This is a genomic window from Bacillus sp. SD075 (genome assembly GCF_017355165.1).
GTDB lineage: Bacteria > Bacillota > Bacilli > Bacillales > DSM-1321 > Peribacillus.
Genome location: NZ_JADILK010000001.1, coordinates 294,575 through 312,215 on the forward strand (window position 1 = coordinate 294,575; position 17,641 = coordinate 312,215).

General features: G+C 37.0%; 15 protein-coding genes. 8 read left to right on the forward strand and 7 right to left on the reverse strand.

Annotation, left to right across the window (positions count from 1 at the left end):
* Positions 1-548: 548 nt before the first annotated feature.
* The gene (locus IOC57_RS01385; RefSeq protein WP_207437027.1) at positions 549-2,432 is read left to right on the forward strand and encodes a S8 family serine peptidase; all 1,884 of its coding nucleotides are present in this window, start codon (positions 549-551) and stop codon (positions 2,430-2,432) included.
* Between the two features lie 350 nt (positions 2,433-2,782).
* On the opposite strand, the gene IOC57_RS01390 is transcribed toward IOC57_RS01385, so the two are convergent.
* The 4 genes from IOC57_RS01390 to IOC57_RS01405 all read right to left on the reverse strand — a co-directional run bounded on the left by IOC57_RS01390 (position 2,783) and on the right by IOC57_RS01405 (position 5,781).
* Positions 2,783-3,256 carry a VOC family protein gene (locus IOC57_RS01390; protein ID WP_207437028.1) on the reverse strand — a complete coding sequence of 158 codons (474 nt, stop codon included), beginning with the start codon at positions 3,254-3,256 and terminating at the stop codon, positions 2,783-2,785.
* Between the two features lie 125 nt (positions 3,257-3,381).
* Positions 3,382-3,573 (reverse strand): hypothetical protein, encoded by a 192-nt coding sequence (locus tag IOC57_RS01395; protein ID WP_207437029.1) that lies wholly within the window; start codon positions 3,571-3,573, stop codon positions 3,382-3,384.
* A gap of 201 nt (positions 3,574-3,774) precedes the next feature.
* Positions 3,775-4,959 (reverse strand): MFS transporter, encoded by a 1,185-nt coding sequence (locus tag IOC57_RS01400; RefSeq protein ID WP_207437030.1) that lies wholly within the window; start codon positions 4,957-4,959, stop codon positions 3,775-3,777.
* A gap of 441 nt (positions 4,960-5,400) precedes the next feature.
* Positions 5,401-5,781, reverse strand: coding sequence for a helix-turn-helix transcriptional regulator (locus IOC57_RS01405; protein ID WP_309487655.1), 381 nt, complete (start codon positions 5,779-5,781; stop codon positions 5,401-5,403).
* A 301-nt stretch (positions 5,782-6,082) separates the two neighbouring features.
* Between IOC57_RS01405 and IOC57_RS01410 the strand changes: the two genes are divergently transcribed.
* The 4 genes from IOC57_RS01410 to IOC57_RS01425 all read left to right on the forward strand — a co-directional run bounded on the left by IOC57_RS01410 (position 6,083) and on the right by IOC57_RS01425 (position 11,937).
* A complete protein-coding gene (locus tag IOC57_RS01410; protein WP_207437032.1) occupies positions 6,083-6,202 on the forward strand; it encodes a carbon storage regulator in 120 nt (39 codons plus the stop codon).
* 990 nt (positions 6,203-7,192) lie between these two features.
* Positions 7,193-8,077: a UTP--glucose-1-phosphate uridylyltransferase GalU gene (galU, locus tag IOC57_RS01415; RefSeq protein WP_207437033.1), complete on the forward strand. Its 885-nt coding sequence runs from the start codon at positions 7,193-7,195 to the stop codon at positions 8,075-8,077.
* A gap of 144 nt (positions 8,078-8,221) precedes the next feature.
* Positions 8,222-8,818 (forward strand): serine O-acetyltransferase, encoded by a 597-nt coding sequence (locus tag IOC57_RS01420; protein WP_286184419.1) that lies wholly within the window; start codon positions 8,222-8,224, stop codon positions 8,816-8,818.
* A gap of 152 nt (positions 8,819-8,970) precedes the next feature.
* Positions 8,971-11,937, forward strand: a complete 2,967-nt coding sequence (locus IOC57_RS01425) for a CDP-glycerol glycerophosphotransferase family protein (RefSeq protein WP_207437034.1) — start codon at positions 8,971-8,973, stop codon at positions 11,935-11,937.
* An 81-nt stretch (positions 11,938-12,018) separates the two neighbouring features.
* On the opposite strand, the gene IOC57_RS01430 is transcribed toward IOC57_RS01425, so the two are convergent.
* The gene (locus IOC57_RS01430) at positions 12,019-13,221 is read right to left on the reverse strand and encodes a glycoside hydrolase family protein (RefSeq protein ID WP_207437035.1); all 1,203 of its coding nucleotides are present in this window, start codon (positions 13,219-13,221) and stop codon (positions 12,019-12,021) included.
* A 770-nt stretch (positions 13,222-13,991) separates the two neighbouring features.
* The gene (locus tag IOC57_RS01435; RefSeq protein ID WP_063232917.1) at positions 13,992-14,183 is read right to left on the reverse strand and encodes a hypothetical protein; all 192 of its coding nucleotides are present in this window, start codon (positions 14,181-14,183) and stop codon (positions 13,992-13,994) included.
* A 317-nt stretch (positions 14,184-14,500) separates the two neighbouring features.
* On the opposite strand from IOC57_RS01435, the gene IOC57_RS01440 reads away from it, so the two are divergent.
* Positions 14,501-15,331: an SGNH/GDSL hydrolase family protein gene (locus tag IOC57_RS01440; RefSeq protein ID WP_207437036.1), complete on the forward strand. Its 831-nt coding sequence runs from the start codon at positions 14,501-14,503 to the stop codon at positions 15,329-15,331.
* 104 nt (positions 15,332-15,435) lie between these two features.
* On the opposite strand, the gene IOC57_RS01445 is transcribed toward IOC57_RS01440, so the two are convergent.
* Positions 15,436-15,735: a helix-turn-helix domain-containing protein gene (locus IOC57_RS01445; RefSeq protein WP_207437037.1), complete on the reverse strand. Its 300-nt coding sequence runs from the start codon at positions 15,733-15,735 to the stop codon at positions 15,436-15,438.
* Positions 15,736-16,213: 478 nt separating this feature from the next.
* On the opposite strand from IOC57_RS01445, the gene IOC57_RS01450 reads away from it, so the two are divergent.
* Together IOC57_RS01450 and IOC57_RS01455 are read left to right on the forward strand one after the other, a co-directional pair.
* The gene (locus IOC57_RS01450; protein WP_207437038.1) at positions 16,214-16,894 is read left to right on the forward strand and encodes a YveK family protein; all 681 of its coding nucleotides are present in this window, start codon (positions 16,214-16,216) and stop codon (positions 16,892-16,894) included.
* A 28-nt stretch (positions 16,895-16,922) separates the two neighbouring features.
* A complete protein-coding gene (locus IOC57_RS01455; RefSeq protein WP_207437039.1) occupies positions 16,923-17,609 on the forward strand; it encodes a CpsD/CapB family tyrosine-protein kinase in 687 nt (228 codons plus the stop codon).
* Positions 17,610-17,641 lie beyond the last annotated feature (32 nt).

Below are 17,641 nucleotides of genomic sequence, written 5' to 3' on the forward strand. Positions count from 1 at the left end.
GGGGGTCTCGGCTAGCCAGTAATTCGGCAGGAGCGCCGCGAATTTCTTCAATCTAGTGTTTCATCCATATAAAAAGTAAAAAACATGAAGGATAAACAAGTCTTCTTTTAAAAAAGGATTCGGGTGAGATACTTCGGCCCCTTTTTTAGACAAAAGTGTTTTTATCTGAATAAGTTGATTGGAACGGAAGGTACGAGACTCCTGCGGGAAAAGCGAGTCCAGGGGAGACCCCACAGGCGCGAATGCACTGCGAAAGCGAGTGCCTGGAGTGGAAATCAAAGTGCAAATTTTAAAGTAATCAATTATTATCAAGTTTGTCTACAGTCAACCGCTTTTTGGTTTAAAATTAGAAAGAACCCATTTTTGTCGACAAACGGAGACCGCTTTATAGCGGTTTTTTGTTTTTTAAATAAGCTATTTTAACTAGATAAAAAGGTTAGTAAAACCATATCACACGGTATACAATCTAGTTAAGGATAATAGTAGAATGGGTTCATGATCAAAATTCATCCATAGCTATTCTTAATCATATTTTTTGGAGTGATTGTATGCACAAACTTATTCAGGTTTTACTGCCGGTATTCTTGCTGTTTATGATTCTTCCAATCTACAAGCCAGATTCTGCTTCAGCAGAAGAGACGCCGCAATCTGATGGTATCATCGTCAAGTATAAAGAGACGAACGATGAGCCGATCAACGAGTTGATAGAAAAGGTGGAGGTTCCTAAAGGGGAAACGACAGACAACTTGATCGAAGAACTTGAAGACCAGAAGAATGTGGAGTATGCGGAACCAAACTATCTTTTCAAGAAGATGGACAGCCCGAACGATCCAGCCTACATAGACCAGTGGCATCATAAAAAGCTTGGTACGAATGCAGCGTGGACAAAATCAATGGGATCAAAAGAAATAATGGTGGCCATCATTGACGACGGCATCGATCGCAACCACGAAGATTTAAAGGGGAAGATCGTCAATGCCTATGATACGATAAACAATCGGAAACATATCCTGCCAAAAGGGGCGCATGGAACGCATATCGCTGGCATCATTGCCGGTTCTGCGAACAACGGCATAGGCGGAACGGGTGTTGCCCCGAACATTAAACTGCTGCCGATTAACGTTTTTGAAGGAGAGTATGCCAATACTGCCGATATCATTGAGGCGATACATTATGCTGTACAGCAAAAGGCAAACATCATCAATATGAGTTTAGGGGACACCAGTTATTCGGAGGCCTTGAACAAAGCCGTCCAAGAAGCCTATAAACAAGGCGTACTGATCGTTGCGGCTGCCGGGAATGAAGGGGACATGGGAAAAAATGTACAGCGTGTGTACCCAGCGGCATTCAGCCACGTCATTTCCGTTGCTGCCACTGACTCAAGCGACAAGCGTCCCAGCTATTCCAACTACCATTCAACAGTCGATATCGCGGCCCCTGGAGATGATATCCTTTCAACCTTGCCTTATGGTAAATACGGCTGGATGAGCGGAACATCGATGGCCACGCCGATGGTGGCGGGTGTAGCGGCACTGATTTGGTCGAATGAGCCCAAACTTAACAAAACGGAGGTCGAATACCGCCTCTATGATTCAGCCGTGGACCTAGGTGCAAAAGGGAAGGATATATATTATGGAAACGGGCGGGTCAATGCCAAAAGAGCACTGGAGATGAAGACGCTGACCAAGCCGTCCGTGACCGCGATTTCCGATAAGGATACCAAAATCAATGGGAAAATCCCGACCGATTTCAAAACGGGGACCGTCTCCATTTATACCGCTAACAAACAACTCGCCACAGTGAAGATCAACGGTGAAAGGACGTTTACAGCGACTATCGCAAAACAAACAGCCGGCACGACGATCTCCACTAGGGTCATCGATAAATCGGGAAATAAAAGTATACCGGTTTCATTTAAAGTGGCAGATAAAACGGCTCCTGCAAGACCGTCCGTCAATACGGTAGGTGACAATACTGTCAAGGTAACCGGCAAAGCGGAAGCGGGCTCTTCCGTCACCGTCAAAACAGGCAGTACGGCTCTCGGCAAAGCAAATTCCAACAGCGCAGGGAAATTCACCGTAACGATGTCAAAAAAACAAAAAGCCGGAAAAGTCCTATCCGTTACAGCAACCGATAAAGCAGGAAATATAAGCTCGACCAAAACCGTGACCGTCGCAGACAAAACAGCACCAAGTAAACCTACGGTCAACACAGTAACGACAAAAACAACAAAAGTAACCGGCAAGGCAGAAGCCAGCTCCACCGTCTCCATCAAAGCATCAGGTAAAGTGATCGGCTCTGCCACAGCAACGGCCAAAGGCACATTCTCGGTTAAAATCCCCAAGAAAAAAGCCGGGCAGAACCTATATACCTATGCCAAAGACAAAGCGAAAAACGTAAGCGAATCAAGAAAAGTAACGGTTAAAAAGTGATGGAAAACAGGAACAGAGGTTGGGACATAACTAAATAAACCATCCTCAAAGACGAATCATTCTTCAAGCTGTAAGAACAAGTTCGTTCCATTGCACTAGAGACACTCGCTTTCCGCGGGGAGGAAGCGGAGCCTCCTCGGCAAGCCTGCGGGGTCTCAGCCTTTCCTCTATTTCCCTTAGTAGTCGATCGTCTTCCGCTCGATTACGCTGGATTTTTAAAAATAGGATTCAAAAAGCAACAAAATCTATGGAAAAGAACCAATAAAGACCCGATCTATTCGTCGGAAATTCCGCTTATAGATCGGGTTTATCGTTGACTGAAATACTTATGTCCCAGCCCCATTCTTGCATCAATCTTTATTTCCATACATCAATTCCGTGCTTCGGCTGTAAAGCTCAATGATATTGCCGAAAGGATCTTCGCAATAAATTAAATAATAGGGCTTATTCTCCCATGTATTCCATATATCGCTGCGCCTTTTACCGCCAGAAGCAGCAATATCAGCAGCCAGTTTTTCAATATCATCCGTTATCAAGCAAATATGAAAAAAGCCCTCATAACCGTGACTTTCACCCTTAGGCATCTTCGGCTCCACAAACTCAAAAAGCTCGATCCCCACTCCATTATCCGCCATCAAATGAGCATTTCGCATCTTTTTAACAGCATCACCAAGCAGATCATTCGTCATATTATGTTCATTGTTCTCACTCGAATCAAACGAATAGGGACCCGCCAATAACCTGAATCCCAACACCTGCCCATACCACTTAATCGCCGCATCCAAATCAGGAACAGCCAAACCAATGTGAGTAATTGCTGTCATATATATCCCCCCTGATAATAAAATACCCTATAATGTCAGGGGCAAACGGCACCGTTTTGGGACAAAAAAAAGAAACAATAGCCAATATTGCTTCTGGTTTACATATATCGACTTCATGAAATTCTTTAAATCTCACCCTCTTCAAGCCTCCTATTATACTCAACTTTACTGATTAATCCCTTTGCATTACAGGTAAGGCAATCCGTATAAATATCGTAAGCACCTGTACCTGCACAAACATGGCATTTAACATGAGTTTCCGGTATATCCTTATGCATGAATGAAAAAGCTCTTCCAATATACTGCAGAATAATCATTCCCAAAACTCCTTTTTTTTCTATCATACAACGAAAAAGAGGGAAGGAAACAGGGAATACAATAACATTACTTAAAACTAATAAAACCATTACATAGTTTACATGGGGTTAAAAAATGTGCAGATGCGAATGCGATAAACTTTTCTACAAAATCACTTCTGCTTTCAGAAAAAAAGAACATCCATAAAGATGTCCCTCCATTTATCCTTCCTTCATTTTTCGCAAAATCCATAAGTAAGCCACTATTGAAATCCCCACAGAGACTGATGCCATTATGTAAATGCTTATATACCCAAACAGATAGCCGATTTGTCCGAAGAGGATGGCACCGAAACCGATCCCAAGATCAAAGAAGGAGTAGAAAGTGGCATTGGCCATGCCTTTTCGGTTTCGGGCAGCGTGTTCAAGAGACCATGCTTGAAGAGCCGGTTGGACGGCCCCGAATCCAATCCCATAAAAAATAGCAGCCATATACAGAATCAGGTTACTTGGCATCCAGGCCAGCAATAGCATCGCCACTACGATAAAAAGGGTAGACGGGATGAAGACAGCTTGATGTCCTTTTTGATCATAGATCTTTCCAGCAAACATACGAGTGAAAATAAGCGCTAAAGCGTAAAGAAAAAAGTATCCTTGAATACCTGTCAGACCTTTTTCGATCGTATAAAGCGGTAAGAAGGTAGCAGTCCCGCCAAAAGTTACTGTAATAAAAAAAACAAGAACGGACGGGGCAACAGCGCTTTTTTCATAAATGTCGAACCGATTAGTTTTAGCTGATGCAGGAGCATGATCTACTTTTGTATAAGTGATTGTTGAAGCCATGATCCAAGCTGCCAGGCTTAATACTCCGCAAAATAAAAACAAATGTTGAAAGGTTAAAACATCCGCTAAGAAAAGCCCGAATGAAGGACCAAAAGCCATCGCCAAATTACCCGATAAAGTGAAGTATCCCATCCCCTCACCCCGACGCTTTGCTGGGATAAGATCGGAGGCAATCGTACCTGATGCCGTGGTCGCATATCCCCAGCCAATCCCCTGTACAATCCTTATGGCGCATAGAAGGAAAATACTCATCATAAATCCAAACGAGCCAATCGCTACAGCCAAAAGAGCTAGACCGAACAGGAAAACAAAACGTCTACCTTTTGTTTCCAGGGCCTGTCCAGCAAAGGGTCGGACAATCAGGGCAGAAAATAAAAACATGCCCGCAACCAACCCAATATACCGTTCATTTCCGCCAAGCTCTTTTACAAAAAGCGGAAGGGTCGGGGTAGTCATCTGAAAGGATAAAAAAACAAAAAAGTTAGCCAAGAAAATCATCATAAAATCTCGCGACCAGATTTTATCAACAACCGGAAGTTCTTCTTTTAACAAAGGTACACCCATAATAGTAATTCTCCTTAACTGATAGTAATTATCATTCTCATTTTACTATAGATATAGAGGATAATCTATAAGAAGACGGAATTCAAAATTAGCGACTGACCATCATCCAAGAAATTTTTGCCTATGATTACGTCAGGATGATAACAATCTGTAGGATATATGGGTGATTGGTTAATAGTTCCTATCATTAACTTAACGATAAGTAGTCGGGGGGAAATGAATTTAATGAAGGCAGGAACGCAGAAGGTAATTGTCATAAATCAGGTGGTTTTGCTTTGCTGGATCGTTTTCAGACTGACAGAAATTCAATAAATCAGATCTTACCGAAATTGCTAGTTGCTTTTCAATCGAAAATACAAATAAGGTGCTGGCAGTATGTGCACCTCAGCTTTTATTAAAATTTCCATAAGCCATGCAATCTCCAAACGACTTCTTCCTGTTTTATTCTTTCTTTGATCGTAACCAGTCTAAAAAGTCATCCCTGAAAACCCTCTTGGACCTTTTTAAACGAATTAAAGGAAAATCGGGATTTCCCATGTATTCATCAGCCGTTCTTTCACTAACTTTTAAATAATCTGCCAAATGCTCGACAGTTAATAATTCTGGCAGTTGTGATATCTCGTCCGTTTCGCACTTTTTTATTTCTTCCTTTCTTTCATGAGTTATGTAATTTAAATGCCCTTCTCCAATGCAAACTGCTACTTTCTTAGAACACTTGGGACACGTCAGTGTATCAATCTTATCTTCCATAACAGACAAACGAGATACTACGCCAAACAAGGTTGGACAATTTTCACATAAATAAGTATAGACACCTTCCACTTTCAACTTGATCACTCCTTTAACTTATCATTTGTTATATTAACAAAATATATAAGTAGCTGATATGAATAGGTTTAAGCGCTTTTCACTAGTCATACTTCTATTATTGTCCTACCTACCCGAAGGTACTCCTCCATTGTTAAAGCCCTTCTCTAAATCGAGAAGGGCTTAATTATTGTTTGTATTAATAAAAAAATTCATTTGTATCTCTAATTTATATATTTAAAACAGTAGACTATTTTAAAAAAAGATTATTCTGATTGGTCTATATTCCCCATTTATCCTCAAGGAGGATGATTTCATGATTTTAGTCATTGGAAGAAACTCGGGCTATTCCGTTTACATAGGTGATGATATTAAGATCACTGTAGTTTTACCTGAGGATGAATGCTGCGTTTTTAGGATAGAGGCACCTAGATAGTCGTTATTGCTTTACTTGAAGAACTACCGTGTGAACATTCCTATAATGACATAAATTAAGATTTGAACAAAAAAGCAACCTAAGCTGGCCAGACATTACAAAAAACTAGGAGGTCCTTAATCACCAGTTATTCTAATGAATTTCATATTACATGCATTTCCCAAGTGATTAGAAATCCCCTAACAAATAAAAAAGGAGGATTTTCACTCATATTCCAAGGAAATTAATATTACAATTATGATGTTTATTAAAATAATGTTACTAATTGTAAAAAATGTGTTAAAATAAATTTTATGTTTAAAAAGACACTTGTTTTTTTAGTAAGTTGGAACAACTAGTACATAGGTATCATCACTAGGGTCTGATGATTCTTAATAAGGAAAGGTAATAAAAATCGCATTATCATGATAGTGAAATACTCTAAAAATTTTGCTATTTATATTATCTACACAAGTTTTTCACCATGAAAACTTGAACTCTACAGAAGTCCACCAAAACTCTCTGCTATAGAAACATCGTTGCTTTGACAATAAGTTTTTTAAACACGAATAATCACCTTTGTTAATAGTTATCTCCATGATAATAAGCCAACATTGGGTAACTTTTGTGATGAAGTCAACGAACTCGATTTGCAGCAGTTGATCGAGTTTCTTTAAGATGCCTTGAAGGACGAATATGCAAACGAAGAAATTTCCGAAAAGTCAACTGTTACATGGATGGCAGGTTTACCCGGCTACCTCAGGACTCACCTGTATGATTTGGTGAAAAAAGTTGAGTTACCTATCTCAAATTCGAGATAGTTTATAGTTTCCATACTCAATTTTGTTTAAGATACCGGGGATATTTTTGAAATCTAAAACAAGATTCTAAAGTAATATACCACCATATTCGAAGTTTATATAACAGCTGAACAATATCTGGGTCTTTTTCCAGGCGAAAGATAAAAAACATTACAATTTTACTTATATAATAGAGAGGGAGAACTAAAAGATGAGAGTTAAAAAAGCTATTATTCCAGCTGCAGGTCTCGGAACAAGATTTTTACCTGCAACCAAAGCCATTCCAAAAGAGATGTTGCCAATTGTAGATAAGCCTACCATTCAATATATAGTGGAAGAAGCCATTGCATCTGGAATTGAAGATATCATTATTGTGACTGGTAAAGGAAAGCGGTCTATAGAAGATCATTTTGATCACGCTGTCGAATTGGAACAGAATCTGTTAGAAAAAGGTAAAAATGACTTACTTGATAAGGTACAAGAATCTTCCACGGTAAATATTCACTATATAAGACAAAAAGAACCACGTGGTCTTGGTCATGCAGTATGGTGTGCTCGTAAATTTATTGGAAATGAACCATTTGCAGTCCTTCTAGGAGATGACATTGTCCAAGCTGAAACACCTTGTTTGGAACAACTCATAAATGAGTATGAAAGAACTTCTTCATCTGTAATTGGTGTACAAACAGTATCTGAAAATGAGACACATCGTTATGGAATTGTCGATCCTCTAGTGAAAGAAGGTAATTGTTACCAAGTTCTTAACTTTGTAGAAAAGCCTTCACCAGGTACAGCACCATCTAATTTAGCGATCATGGGACGATATATATTAACACCCGAAATCTTCATGTTTTTAGAACAACAAGAGGTTGGAGCTGGTGGAGAAATCCAGTTAACCGATGCAATACAACAGTTGAACCAAATACAAAGAGTTTTCGCTTACGATTTCGAAGGTACAAGATATGATGTTGGAGAGAAATTAGGATTTATTCAAACTACAATAGAATTTGCATTACAAAATGAAGAGTTAAAGAAAGAACTTCTTGGATATTTAAAAGGCATTTTGGAAAAAGAAGAGATGTTACAGATTAACTAATGTAATTTATATTTCTCTGTCCCCGCACGAAGACATTCTAGAGGTATTAGGCTAGTTACTACTGGCTTTTTCTTCGTGTGGGAATTAGAGATAAAACGTAAAGTGTAAAGTGAAAAAGTAACCTATCATCAAGGAGAGAGCAGTTTGGCAATTAAGAATCGCGACGATTATTACATTTATCTAGAATCTGATTTAGTAGCAAGAAAATTGAAAAAGTGGAAGTACAGCTATAAAGTAATGCATCCAGAACTTTATTTCCAACGTCTACTTAGAAAATCAGAGTATTTAAAGACTAAGAAATTAAATAGTGCATTTTCCATGTGGAGATATAACAGGTCATTGAGAAAACTTAAAAAGGTAGGATCCATGCTAGGGATATCAATACATCCAGTGTCCTTCGGTCCAGGCTTAAAGATACCCCACAGTGGTTCTGTAATTGTTAATAAGAAGGCTCGGATCGGTAAGAATTGTGAAATTCATTCGGGAGTTAATATTGGAGTTCATAAAGGTCAGGTTCCTAAAATCGGTAATAATGTGTACATAGGACCTGGCGCAAAGATATTTGGGGGTATCAAAATCGGCAACAATGTTGCAATTGGCGCTAATTCAGTAGTAACCAAAGACGTACCTGATAATGTCACTGTTGTAGGCATTCCGGCTAAAATAATTTCTAGCCATACAGAAACTCAAGTTGTAAGAGCATATGACAAAGTGAAAAAGAAATACATGAATAACGAATAATCAATTTTTGCTATCTCTTCATATGATCCAGTGCTAATCAAATCAGAAAATTCAATCAACATGAAGTGCTTCCCTAAACTATTAGAGCTAATGATTCAAAAGATAATGAGTGTGTGGCTATGGGGAAAATAAAGAGGAGTAGGAGTAACGAAATGCGTCAGAAAAAAGAAAATGAACTGGCATTTAATAATGTTACCTGGGATGGGGTAAATCTAAAAATTACTTTTGCTAAAGAAACTTTAGATAATATAGATACATTTCAACTTCAAATTCAAAGTCGGTATAGTAATAAGAAAAGAATTGTATCTTACAAGCGTAAAACGTTTTTAAAGGAGCACATTATTATCATTCCTTTAAAGGAACTGGAAGGGTTGGACAAGGGACGGTGGGACTTCTTTATTGAAGTTGAAAGCAATAAAGGGGTTCATAAGAAAAGAATAGGCCTATATGGTGCACCTGCAGCATCTGAATTGATACGCTATTTAAAGCCTATTATTAATAATGGAACACACGCTATTATTCCTTATCTAACAGAAAAAAATGGTTTATCTATTCACAGTGCTAATATGTTGCAACTGGAAGATATCGGCTATAATGTTGTTCGTCTTTTTAAACAAGTATTGAGTGTGAAAGAAACAGATACAAAAATATTCCTTAACTTTTCTGAGATATTAAATCTTAAAATAAAAGATACGAGACTTGTTATGAAAAGTGGAGACCGTGTTTTTGTTCTTCCCATGAATATAGATAATGATGGAAAAACGCTTATAGTCAGGAAAAAAGACCTTCATTCGGTTTCACTAAAAGGAAAATGGAACCTTTATTTACAAATTACCAAAGGCCATATATTAGAACGCTATGGTGTTAATGTTCAAATGAAATACCAAGATGATGAAATTAAGTTTCTTGTAAGAAAACAAGTAAAACAAATGTCCACGATTATTGAACATATTAAAGGGCAAGTAGATGCAGAAAATCTAAGGGTTGAGGATGGATATATAACATTTGATATACCGTCAAAAGAATTGAAGCATGCAAATAAGGTTGAATTTTATCTGAAGAAAAGACGAGAGCCTGAAATAATAACACTTGATGTAAAAAGGAGCGGATCTGGGGGAAAAGAACAGATCATCATTCCGACTTCACAGTTAAAAGATAAGATTGCAGTGATAAGCCGTTGGGATTTGTATATGAAACTATCCCATGATCACGTGAAAGTAAACAGACGGATAGGAAACTACAACGTTATGCCTTTGTCAGAGAAAGATAAGCATGCAGGGTATTTAATGCTAAATGAAGCCGTAGGTATATCACCATATCGGACAAAAGATAACGAGTTCTCATTCTATTTTTGTACGGAAGAACAGTATATGAATTCAATGTATCCTGCAAAAACAAAACTCCATGAAGTATCTATGAATAAGGAAGGATTACTACAACTTACTGCCTCTATTCATGTAAAAGAAACAAATGATTTTGTAGTAGACCATGTAACACTAAGATTACGACAGGATAAGAGCCAGGTAATTCAGATCCAATGTGCTGAAGAGATGTCACAGGACAAGTATAGTAGAAAGATTAAAGCAGAATTAAATATTAGTCAGTTAGAACTAGAGCAATTTTATTGGGATTTTTTCATTACCATTACTCTGGGTAATGGTGATAAACGCCATGTACGCCTTAACAATGATAATTATTTAATTAGTAAAAAATTGAAACATGGTATGTTTAGATATACTATAAATACCCCGGATGAATATATGATTTATGCCTACATTACTATGAATGATTGTCTGAGTTTAACATATCGGCAAATAGGTGAATTTGAGTCTTTCAAGCATAAGATTAACGAGTATACGGCCTTTTTATTATACATTTTATTGGTTTGGTACTTTTCTTGGAAGCCAATTTGGCTTATTCATGAAAAATATTCCGAAACGGCTCAAGATAATAGTTTCTATTTCTTCAAATATTGTTATGAAAATCATTATAATAAAAAGATATACTATGTGATTAAAAAAGGATCAGCCGATGAAAAAAATTTAGCCCCCTATAAAAAGCGCATCGTTTATTTTATGAGTGTCAAACACCTCTTACTATTACTTGGATCAAAGTTAATTGTATCTTCGGAGACAAAGGGTCACGGGTATGCATGGAGGGTTTCCCAAGGAGCTATCCGTGATTTTTTAAATGAGAAGAAATATGTGTTTTTACAACATGGAGTACTAGGTTTGAAAAGAGTCGATAATACATTTAAAGCAAATTCATCCAACGGTGCAGACCTATTTGTAGTATCCTCTGATTTTGAAAAAGAAATCGTAAAAAGCTATTTTGGATACAATGAAGATAACGTCATTGTTACAGGCCTGTCAAGATGGGATGCATTAGAGGATAAATCGCTTCAACATACAAAAAAAGAGATTTTCTTAATGCCTACATGGAGAAATTGGCTTGAAGAGGTAGAGGATGATAAATTTGTTTTATCAGATTATTATCATGAATATAACAGTTTAATACAATCAGAAAAGCTCTCCCAATTGTTAAAGGAAAATGATATCACATTAAACTTCTATGTCCATCCAAAATTCATGCCGTACGTTGCCAATTTCACTAGTTCTCATGAACATATTAATGTTATACAATTTGGCGAGGCAAAAATTAATGACTTAATTATGCGTTCAAGTTTGCTGATTACAGATTACTCTAGTGTAGCTTGGGAGACATATTATCAAAAGAAACCCGTTCTCTTCTTCCATTTTGATTTGGATAAGTATTTAGAGAATCAGGGTAGCTACATGGATTTAAGAAATGATGTTTTTGGAGAGGTTGCTTACAACTCTTCAGAGTTAGTTGATAAATTGAGAGTATATATAAACAATGGGTTTAAAGAAAAAGAAGAATTTAGTTCAATTAGAAACAACTATTTTAAACATGTTGATCACGATAACAGCTCACGGATTTATAAGTATATCAGTGAACGTGAAAAATCACTTGTTAAATCAGATGGAATTCTAAAAAACTTGAAAAGAAGTTACCTCATTACTCATTTGTGGAGAAAATACAAGAAAAACCCAATTGTTGGCAGGGTTGGCATTAGCATCTTAAATATATTAAGGTGAAAACTTGAAATGCGACCAGTTAAAATGATAACGGCCCCTAGTATTTGTACTAGGGGCCGTTACCTATGGATTAAGGATTGGCTAATCAGCTGCAGTATTTGATTCTAATGACTTTGAGGGTGTATTAATAAATGAATTTGAAGAAGCATTCACGTTCTTTCTAAATTCTATAGTTTTTCCATTTAGAACTATTGGGGAAGCTAATGTATCGACGAATTCATTATTGTGTATTTCAAATTTAGAAATCACTAATGCTCCGCTTGAGCGTTTATCCTTACCATTCTGCGTATAGTAATAGTTACCTATACCATCAATCTGAATTCCTTGTGCACATTCTATGAATTGATTTTCTTTTATAAGAACGTCTTTCCAATTATGTCCTCGTATAGCTGCATATGTCATTTTTTCAAAGGTATTGCCTATAATTTGAATGTTTGTGTACGGTCTATTATGGGACGCTGAATGACTGCCTATGCCAACCCCCCATGGATTCATATTTCTTACGTGCGAATTCCCAAAATAGTTATGTTCTATCCTAACGTTTTTAGTTATAGTTAAGTCGACACTCCCGAACCGTCGAAATGCTTTATCAGATATCATCCCATCAATCTGAATGGCTTCTGTGTAATCATCATTACTCGAACGAGATCCTAAAAACTTACTATTTCGTATGAGAACATTTTTATTACCTGCTAAATCTATTGCATGGCCACCTACTATGTTCTTTAATACGGTATCCCGAATAAGGATATTATGACCATGAGCAAAACCAAACACAGAAGGGGTTCGTAGTTTTATGTCGGCTCCCCCAGCGTCCCAAATCCCACCATCTATAATAATGTTGGAATTACCTTTATAACCGTGGTAAGTTGCCTTGAAATCTCCATTCAACAACATGATGTCTTTATTTGTGTCAGCTTTTCGCAGAATTGTTTTAGAAGGAATTTTAAGCCAAGTATTACTATAAATGTGTAATGATTTTTTCAGTGTGTAATTACCTTTTGGCAAAATTACTTTAATAGGTGTATCCGAATCTCTTGCAGTGTTCAATGCTTTTTGAATCTGTTTACTTGCTTCACTTCCGTGTGGAATGGATACTGGGATTGTCTTATAGTCCTTTTGCAAAAGGTGCAGTATCTCCTCCGTAAAAGGTTTCAGAATGGCAGATTGCTCAATTGTCTTTCCTGAAGACCTATCCGGGGTGGGAGGTGAAAAAGGATTCCATAATTTGTACAGCACTACGGAGACTACAATAATAACTAAGATGACTGATATTCTCTTCAATTTTTTAACCTTCATTCTTTGGGTATGCTACCGGTAATTCCTTGCAGGTTTGGTTTATTGCCTTTCTTTACACTAATAGATCGTATATGGACTTTCATGAAACATTTTGGTTCTTGCTGAAATTTAGGATAAAACGTTTTGTACGATCATGGGCGAAATTGCTTGGCTGAGATAAAGTAGCTTATTTCCAGATTGGTTTACATATCGTTGAAATCAAATAGGGTTTTACGGTCCAAACGGCTTTTTTATGTAAAAATCTTTTCCACATCTATATTAGCAAGAGATATGACAGACACGCCATGCTAATCTACAAAAAAAATATAAAGTTTTACGACGTTGGCTTCTCGGATTGTATATGATATCGTTTTATTTCCAAATTGGATAGACTTCTTCGACCATCTTCCTTTCTTTGGTCTATTATAACAAGAGATTACCCGAATATAACAATAGCTTAATATGGAATTTAAACTCCGATTGTACGATAACGGCTACTTAATTAAGAAAAAGGTTCTTTCAACTGATAAAAAATAATGTTGCAGCATGGACCAATGAACATAACCCACTAGAGGAAGAGAATGCATTTTCTATTTCTGAAAAGCAATCTTCTGCTTCTTAATTGTTCTGAATGGAACGTCAACCTGGGACAAAGAAGGTATTATTTCAAGAAGAAGGCCACCTTTGTGAGGGGCAAACTGTACCGATTTAGACAAAAAAAAGAAGCAATAGCCAATACTGCTTCTGGTTTACATATATCGACCTCATGAAATTCTTTAAATCTCACCCTCTTCAAGCCTCCTATTATACTCAATTTTACTGATTAACCCTTTTGCATTACAGGTAAGACAATCTGTATAAATATCGTAAGCACCTGTACCTGCACAAACATGGCATTTAACATGAGTTTCCGGTATATCCTTATGCATGAATGAAAAAACTTTTCCAATATACTGCAGAATAATCATTCCCAAAACTCCTTTTTTTCTATCATACAACGAAAAAGTGAGAAGGAAACAGGGAATACAATAACATTACTTAAAACAAATAAAACCATTACATAGTTTACATGGGGTTAAAAAATGGCCTGATGGGGAAATTTTAATGTCGAGTGATGTCGGAATAAATTGGAAGAATATTCTTTAACGCAGAAAATTTGATAGTTATAATGAATGAGAGAAAAGTAACCGGGAAATTGAGTTTAGGTAGCATTAATTAAATAAGAGTTTACCTATTCTATAAGACTTCCATGTCAGTCATTAATGTTCAAATATGGGAGGTAAAGATGAAGAAATATGGTTTAATCATTGTCACTGGAATTTGCTTAGCAGTACTGGCTTTTGGTCATCTGCATTGGAAAAACATAAGCCAGGAAGCAGGGGTGGAGGCCAGGGAAGCTGCAGCAAAAGTAAAAGAAAAGGAAAAAGAAGAAAGGGAAGCTTTGATCCAAAGTTTAGAACCGGAAAATAATAAACAGCAGCCGCTAATAGATTACCTGCAGTATAAGTCGCTTACGCAAGAAAGGGTTATTGTATCCCTTGTGGGAAGTAATGGTACGTCCGGAACCGGTGCAAGTAAGACTACCAATAGTTGGACTGGACGCTTAGAGAAGAGTTTGCGGGCCCATGATGATTTGGAAACACTACGTTTCATTAATCATGGACATGAGGGGTATTCAACAGAGGATTTGCTGGAAGGTAAGAAACTGGAGGCGGTCATACAGGATGATCCCGATCTGGTTATTTTTGAAAATTCGCTGATAAACAATCATTATCAATCACTTAGCCTGGAACAGACGGAAAAAGATTTGGAAAGCATCATGACAAAGTTAGCAAAGGAGCTGCCGAATGCCAAAATTCTAATCATTTCACCCAACCCAGTCGCAAATGGTAAAACGGAGAATAATTTAGGGTTGAATTATTTGCATTATATTCAAGCTTCCGAGCGGGTCATCAAAACGAATAAATGGACTTATATGAATAGCAAAGAAGAAATGGAAAAGAAGCTAAAGGAAAAGAATATGAGATTGGCTGATATCCTGACGAATGATAATACCCATCCAAATGATCAAGGGCATTACATATGGTTCGAGGTTTTTCAGGAATATTTCAGGTGAGAAGTAAAAGGGGGAAACGTGGTTATATCCACGTTTCCCCCTTTTAAAGTTACTGATTGCACCTGAAAGAAAGCGGTATCATAATTTCTCAATCCTTAAAGACATCACTTTCTATCCTGAATGAATTCACGCATTTCCTCTTTCGATATTCCTGACCCGATAACATCGTGCATGATTTCCATCCACTCTTCATCCATGCCCTTGTCTGCTTGCTCATTCAACAGAGCATCGACCTTAATACAAAGTATTCTAGAAATTTTTTCTAAAACTAATATAGTGGGGTTTGTTTGAAGGTTTCTTTCCAGTGAGCTTATATAGGATTTGGCAACGCCGGATTTTGTGGAGAGTTCACTAATGGACATTTTCCTTTCCTCCCTAAGTGACTTAACTCGGTAACCTATCATTTTGACCACACCTAACCATTAAAATGAAAATTATGTATTGATTTAAACTAGTACTTTTAGTTTACACATTTTCCTATCATTTTTAATGATAACTAGGCACTAAAATACTTGACACAATTATATGCATAAACGGATTTTTCTGTTTTGATAGGCATTTAGTTAGGTTTTCTTTTAGTAAATATTGTAAAACGAGTCAATAGACTGGCGAAAATTGGGAATGGGTATATACTTAGGTTTATTAAAAATTTAAATCAAAAATATGCTGGCAGATGGGTGATATATAAGTGAATAATGCAATATTTAAGAATTAGAAATTATTTCCTTTGTATTCCTGTCTCCTTTTTTTGTAAAATTACTTTTGCATTTGAAAAGTATTCTTTGATTGTAAGATTCATGAAAATTTCCTTGAAAATACATAAAAATAGGTAATATTATGGTATAATGCAATAGGTCATTTTTAACATATCAGGAGGATGAAATGGAAGAAACTATTAGTATTCAAGATATTTTTAAAACATTAAAGAAACGTTGGAAGCTAATCATGCTGCTGACACTAATTGCCGCTTTGATTAGTGGATCAATTTCTTATTTCCTATTAACACCCGTTTATCAATCTTCAACACAGATCCTGGTTAATCAGAAACAATCGGAAAACCAATTGGATTCCACTCAAATCCGATCTAATATCGACATGATCAATACATACAGTGTGATCATAAAAAGCCCGGCGATTTTGGAGAAGGTCATTGATGAGCTTGAACTAGATCAAAGCGTAGAACAACTTAGTGAAAAAATCACGATTAACAGCCAAGAAAATTCACAAGTCTTTTCATTAACGGTTCAAGATAGTAATCCGGCCAAGGCAGTTGAGATTGCCAACACGGTTTCTGCAACTTTCCAAAAGGAAATCAAGGATATCATGAATGTCGATAATGTGAGCGTTCTTGCCAAGGCAGAAATCAAGGAAAATCCTGCACCTGTTAAACCTAATCCATTATTGAATATCGCCATTGCAATTGTAGTGGGATTGATGGCTGGAATAGGCCTGGCATTTCTACTGGAGTATTTAGACAATACGATTAAGGATGAGGATGATATAGAGAGACTCCTTGACTTGCCATTACTCGGATCCATTCAAAAAATATCGCAGCATAAATAAAGAACAGATAGTGACATGAAGAAAGGAAGTGGGATTTTTGAGAAGTAAAGATGAAAAACAAGTGAATTTAATTGCGCAGACTAATCCTAAATCGCCTATTACTGAACAATATCGATTAATTAGGACAAACATTCAATTCTCTTCAGTGGATAAAGAAATCAAAACGATTGTGGTGACTTCATCGGAGCCTAATGATGGGAAATCGACGACAGCTGCCAACCTAGCGATTGTGCTTGCTCAAGAAGAGAAAAAAGTATTACTTGTGGATGCGGATTTAAGGAAACCAACGGTTCATTATGCGTTTAACCTTAGTAATATACATGGTCTTACTAGCGTATTGACCAAGAAAATGGACTTAAGAAAAACTATCTTGAATTCAAATGTTTCAAATTTAGACATTTTAACAAGTGGGCCGATACCGCCTAATCCTTCAGAGTTATTAAATTCCAAAGCGATAGAAACAACGATTGATGAACTAAAAGAAATCTATGATTATATCATTTTTGATACACCGCCAGTACTGGTTGTGCCGGATTCCCAGATTGTAGCCAATAAAAGTGATGGCGTGATCATGGTAGTGGCAAGCGGCAAGACAAACAAACAAAGTGCGGTGAAAGCAAAGGACCTTTTAGTGAAAGCTAACACATCCTTGCTTGGAGTCGTTTTGAATGGCGTTGAAACGGATAACAGCAATTATTATTACTATCAATCTTAAGGAAAAGAAGACAGAATTCGACAAAATACCAC

Excerpts from the sequence above, each read along its gene's own strand:
- IOC57_RS01445 (WP_207437037.1), bottom strand. The coding sequence starts at position 15,735 with ATGATAGGTTACCGAGTTAAGTCACTTAGGGAGGAAAGGAAAATGTCC.
- galU (WP_207437033.1), top strand. The coding sequence starts at position 7,193 with ATGAGAGTTAAAAAAGCTATTATTCCAGCTGCAGGTCTCGGAACAAGA.
- IOC57_RS01450 (WP_207437038.1), top strand. The coding sequence starts at position 16,214 with ATGGAAGAAACTATTAGTATTCAAGATATTTTTAAAACATTAAAGAAA.
- IOC57_RS01410 (WP_207437032.1), top strand. The coding sequence starts at position 6,083 with ATGATTTTAGTCATTGGAAGAAACTCGGGCTATTCCGTTTACATAGGT.
- IOC57_RS01385 (WP_207437027.1), top strand. The coding sequence starts at position 549 with ATGCACAAACTTATTCAGGTTTTACTGCCGGTATTCTTGCTGTTTATG.
- IOC57_RS01400 (WP_207437030.1), bottom strand. The coding sequence starts at position 4,959 with ATGGGTGTACCTTTGTTAAAAGAAGAACTTCCGGTTGTTGATAAAATC.
- IOC57_RS01390 (WP_207437028.1), bottom strand. The coding sequence starts at position 3,256 with ATGACAGCAATTACTCACATTGGTTTGGCTGTTCCTGATTTGGATGCG.
- IOC57_RS01435 (WP_063232917.1), bottom strand. The coding sequence starts at position 14,183 with ATGATTATTCTGCAGTATATTGGAAAAGTTTTTTCATTCATGCATAAG.
- IOC57_RS01395 (WP_207437029.1), bottom strand. The coding sequence starts at position 3,573 with ATGATTATTCTGCAGTATATTGGAAGAGCTTTTTCATTCATGCATAAG.
- IOC57_RS01440 (WP_207437036.1), top strand. The coding sequence starts at position 14,501 with ATGAAGAAATATGGTTTAATCATTGTCACTGGAATTTGCTTAGCAGTA.
- IOC57_RS01425 (WP_207437034.1), top strand. The coding sequence starts at position 8,971 with ATGCGTCAGAAAAAAGAAAATGAACTGGCATTTAATAATGTTACCTGG.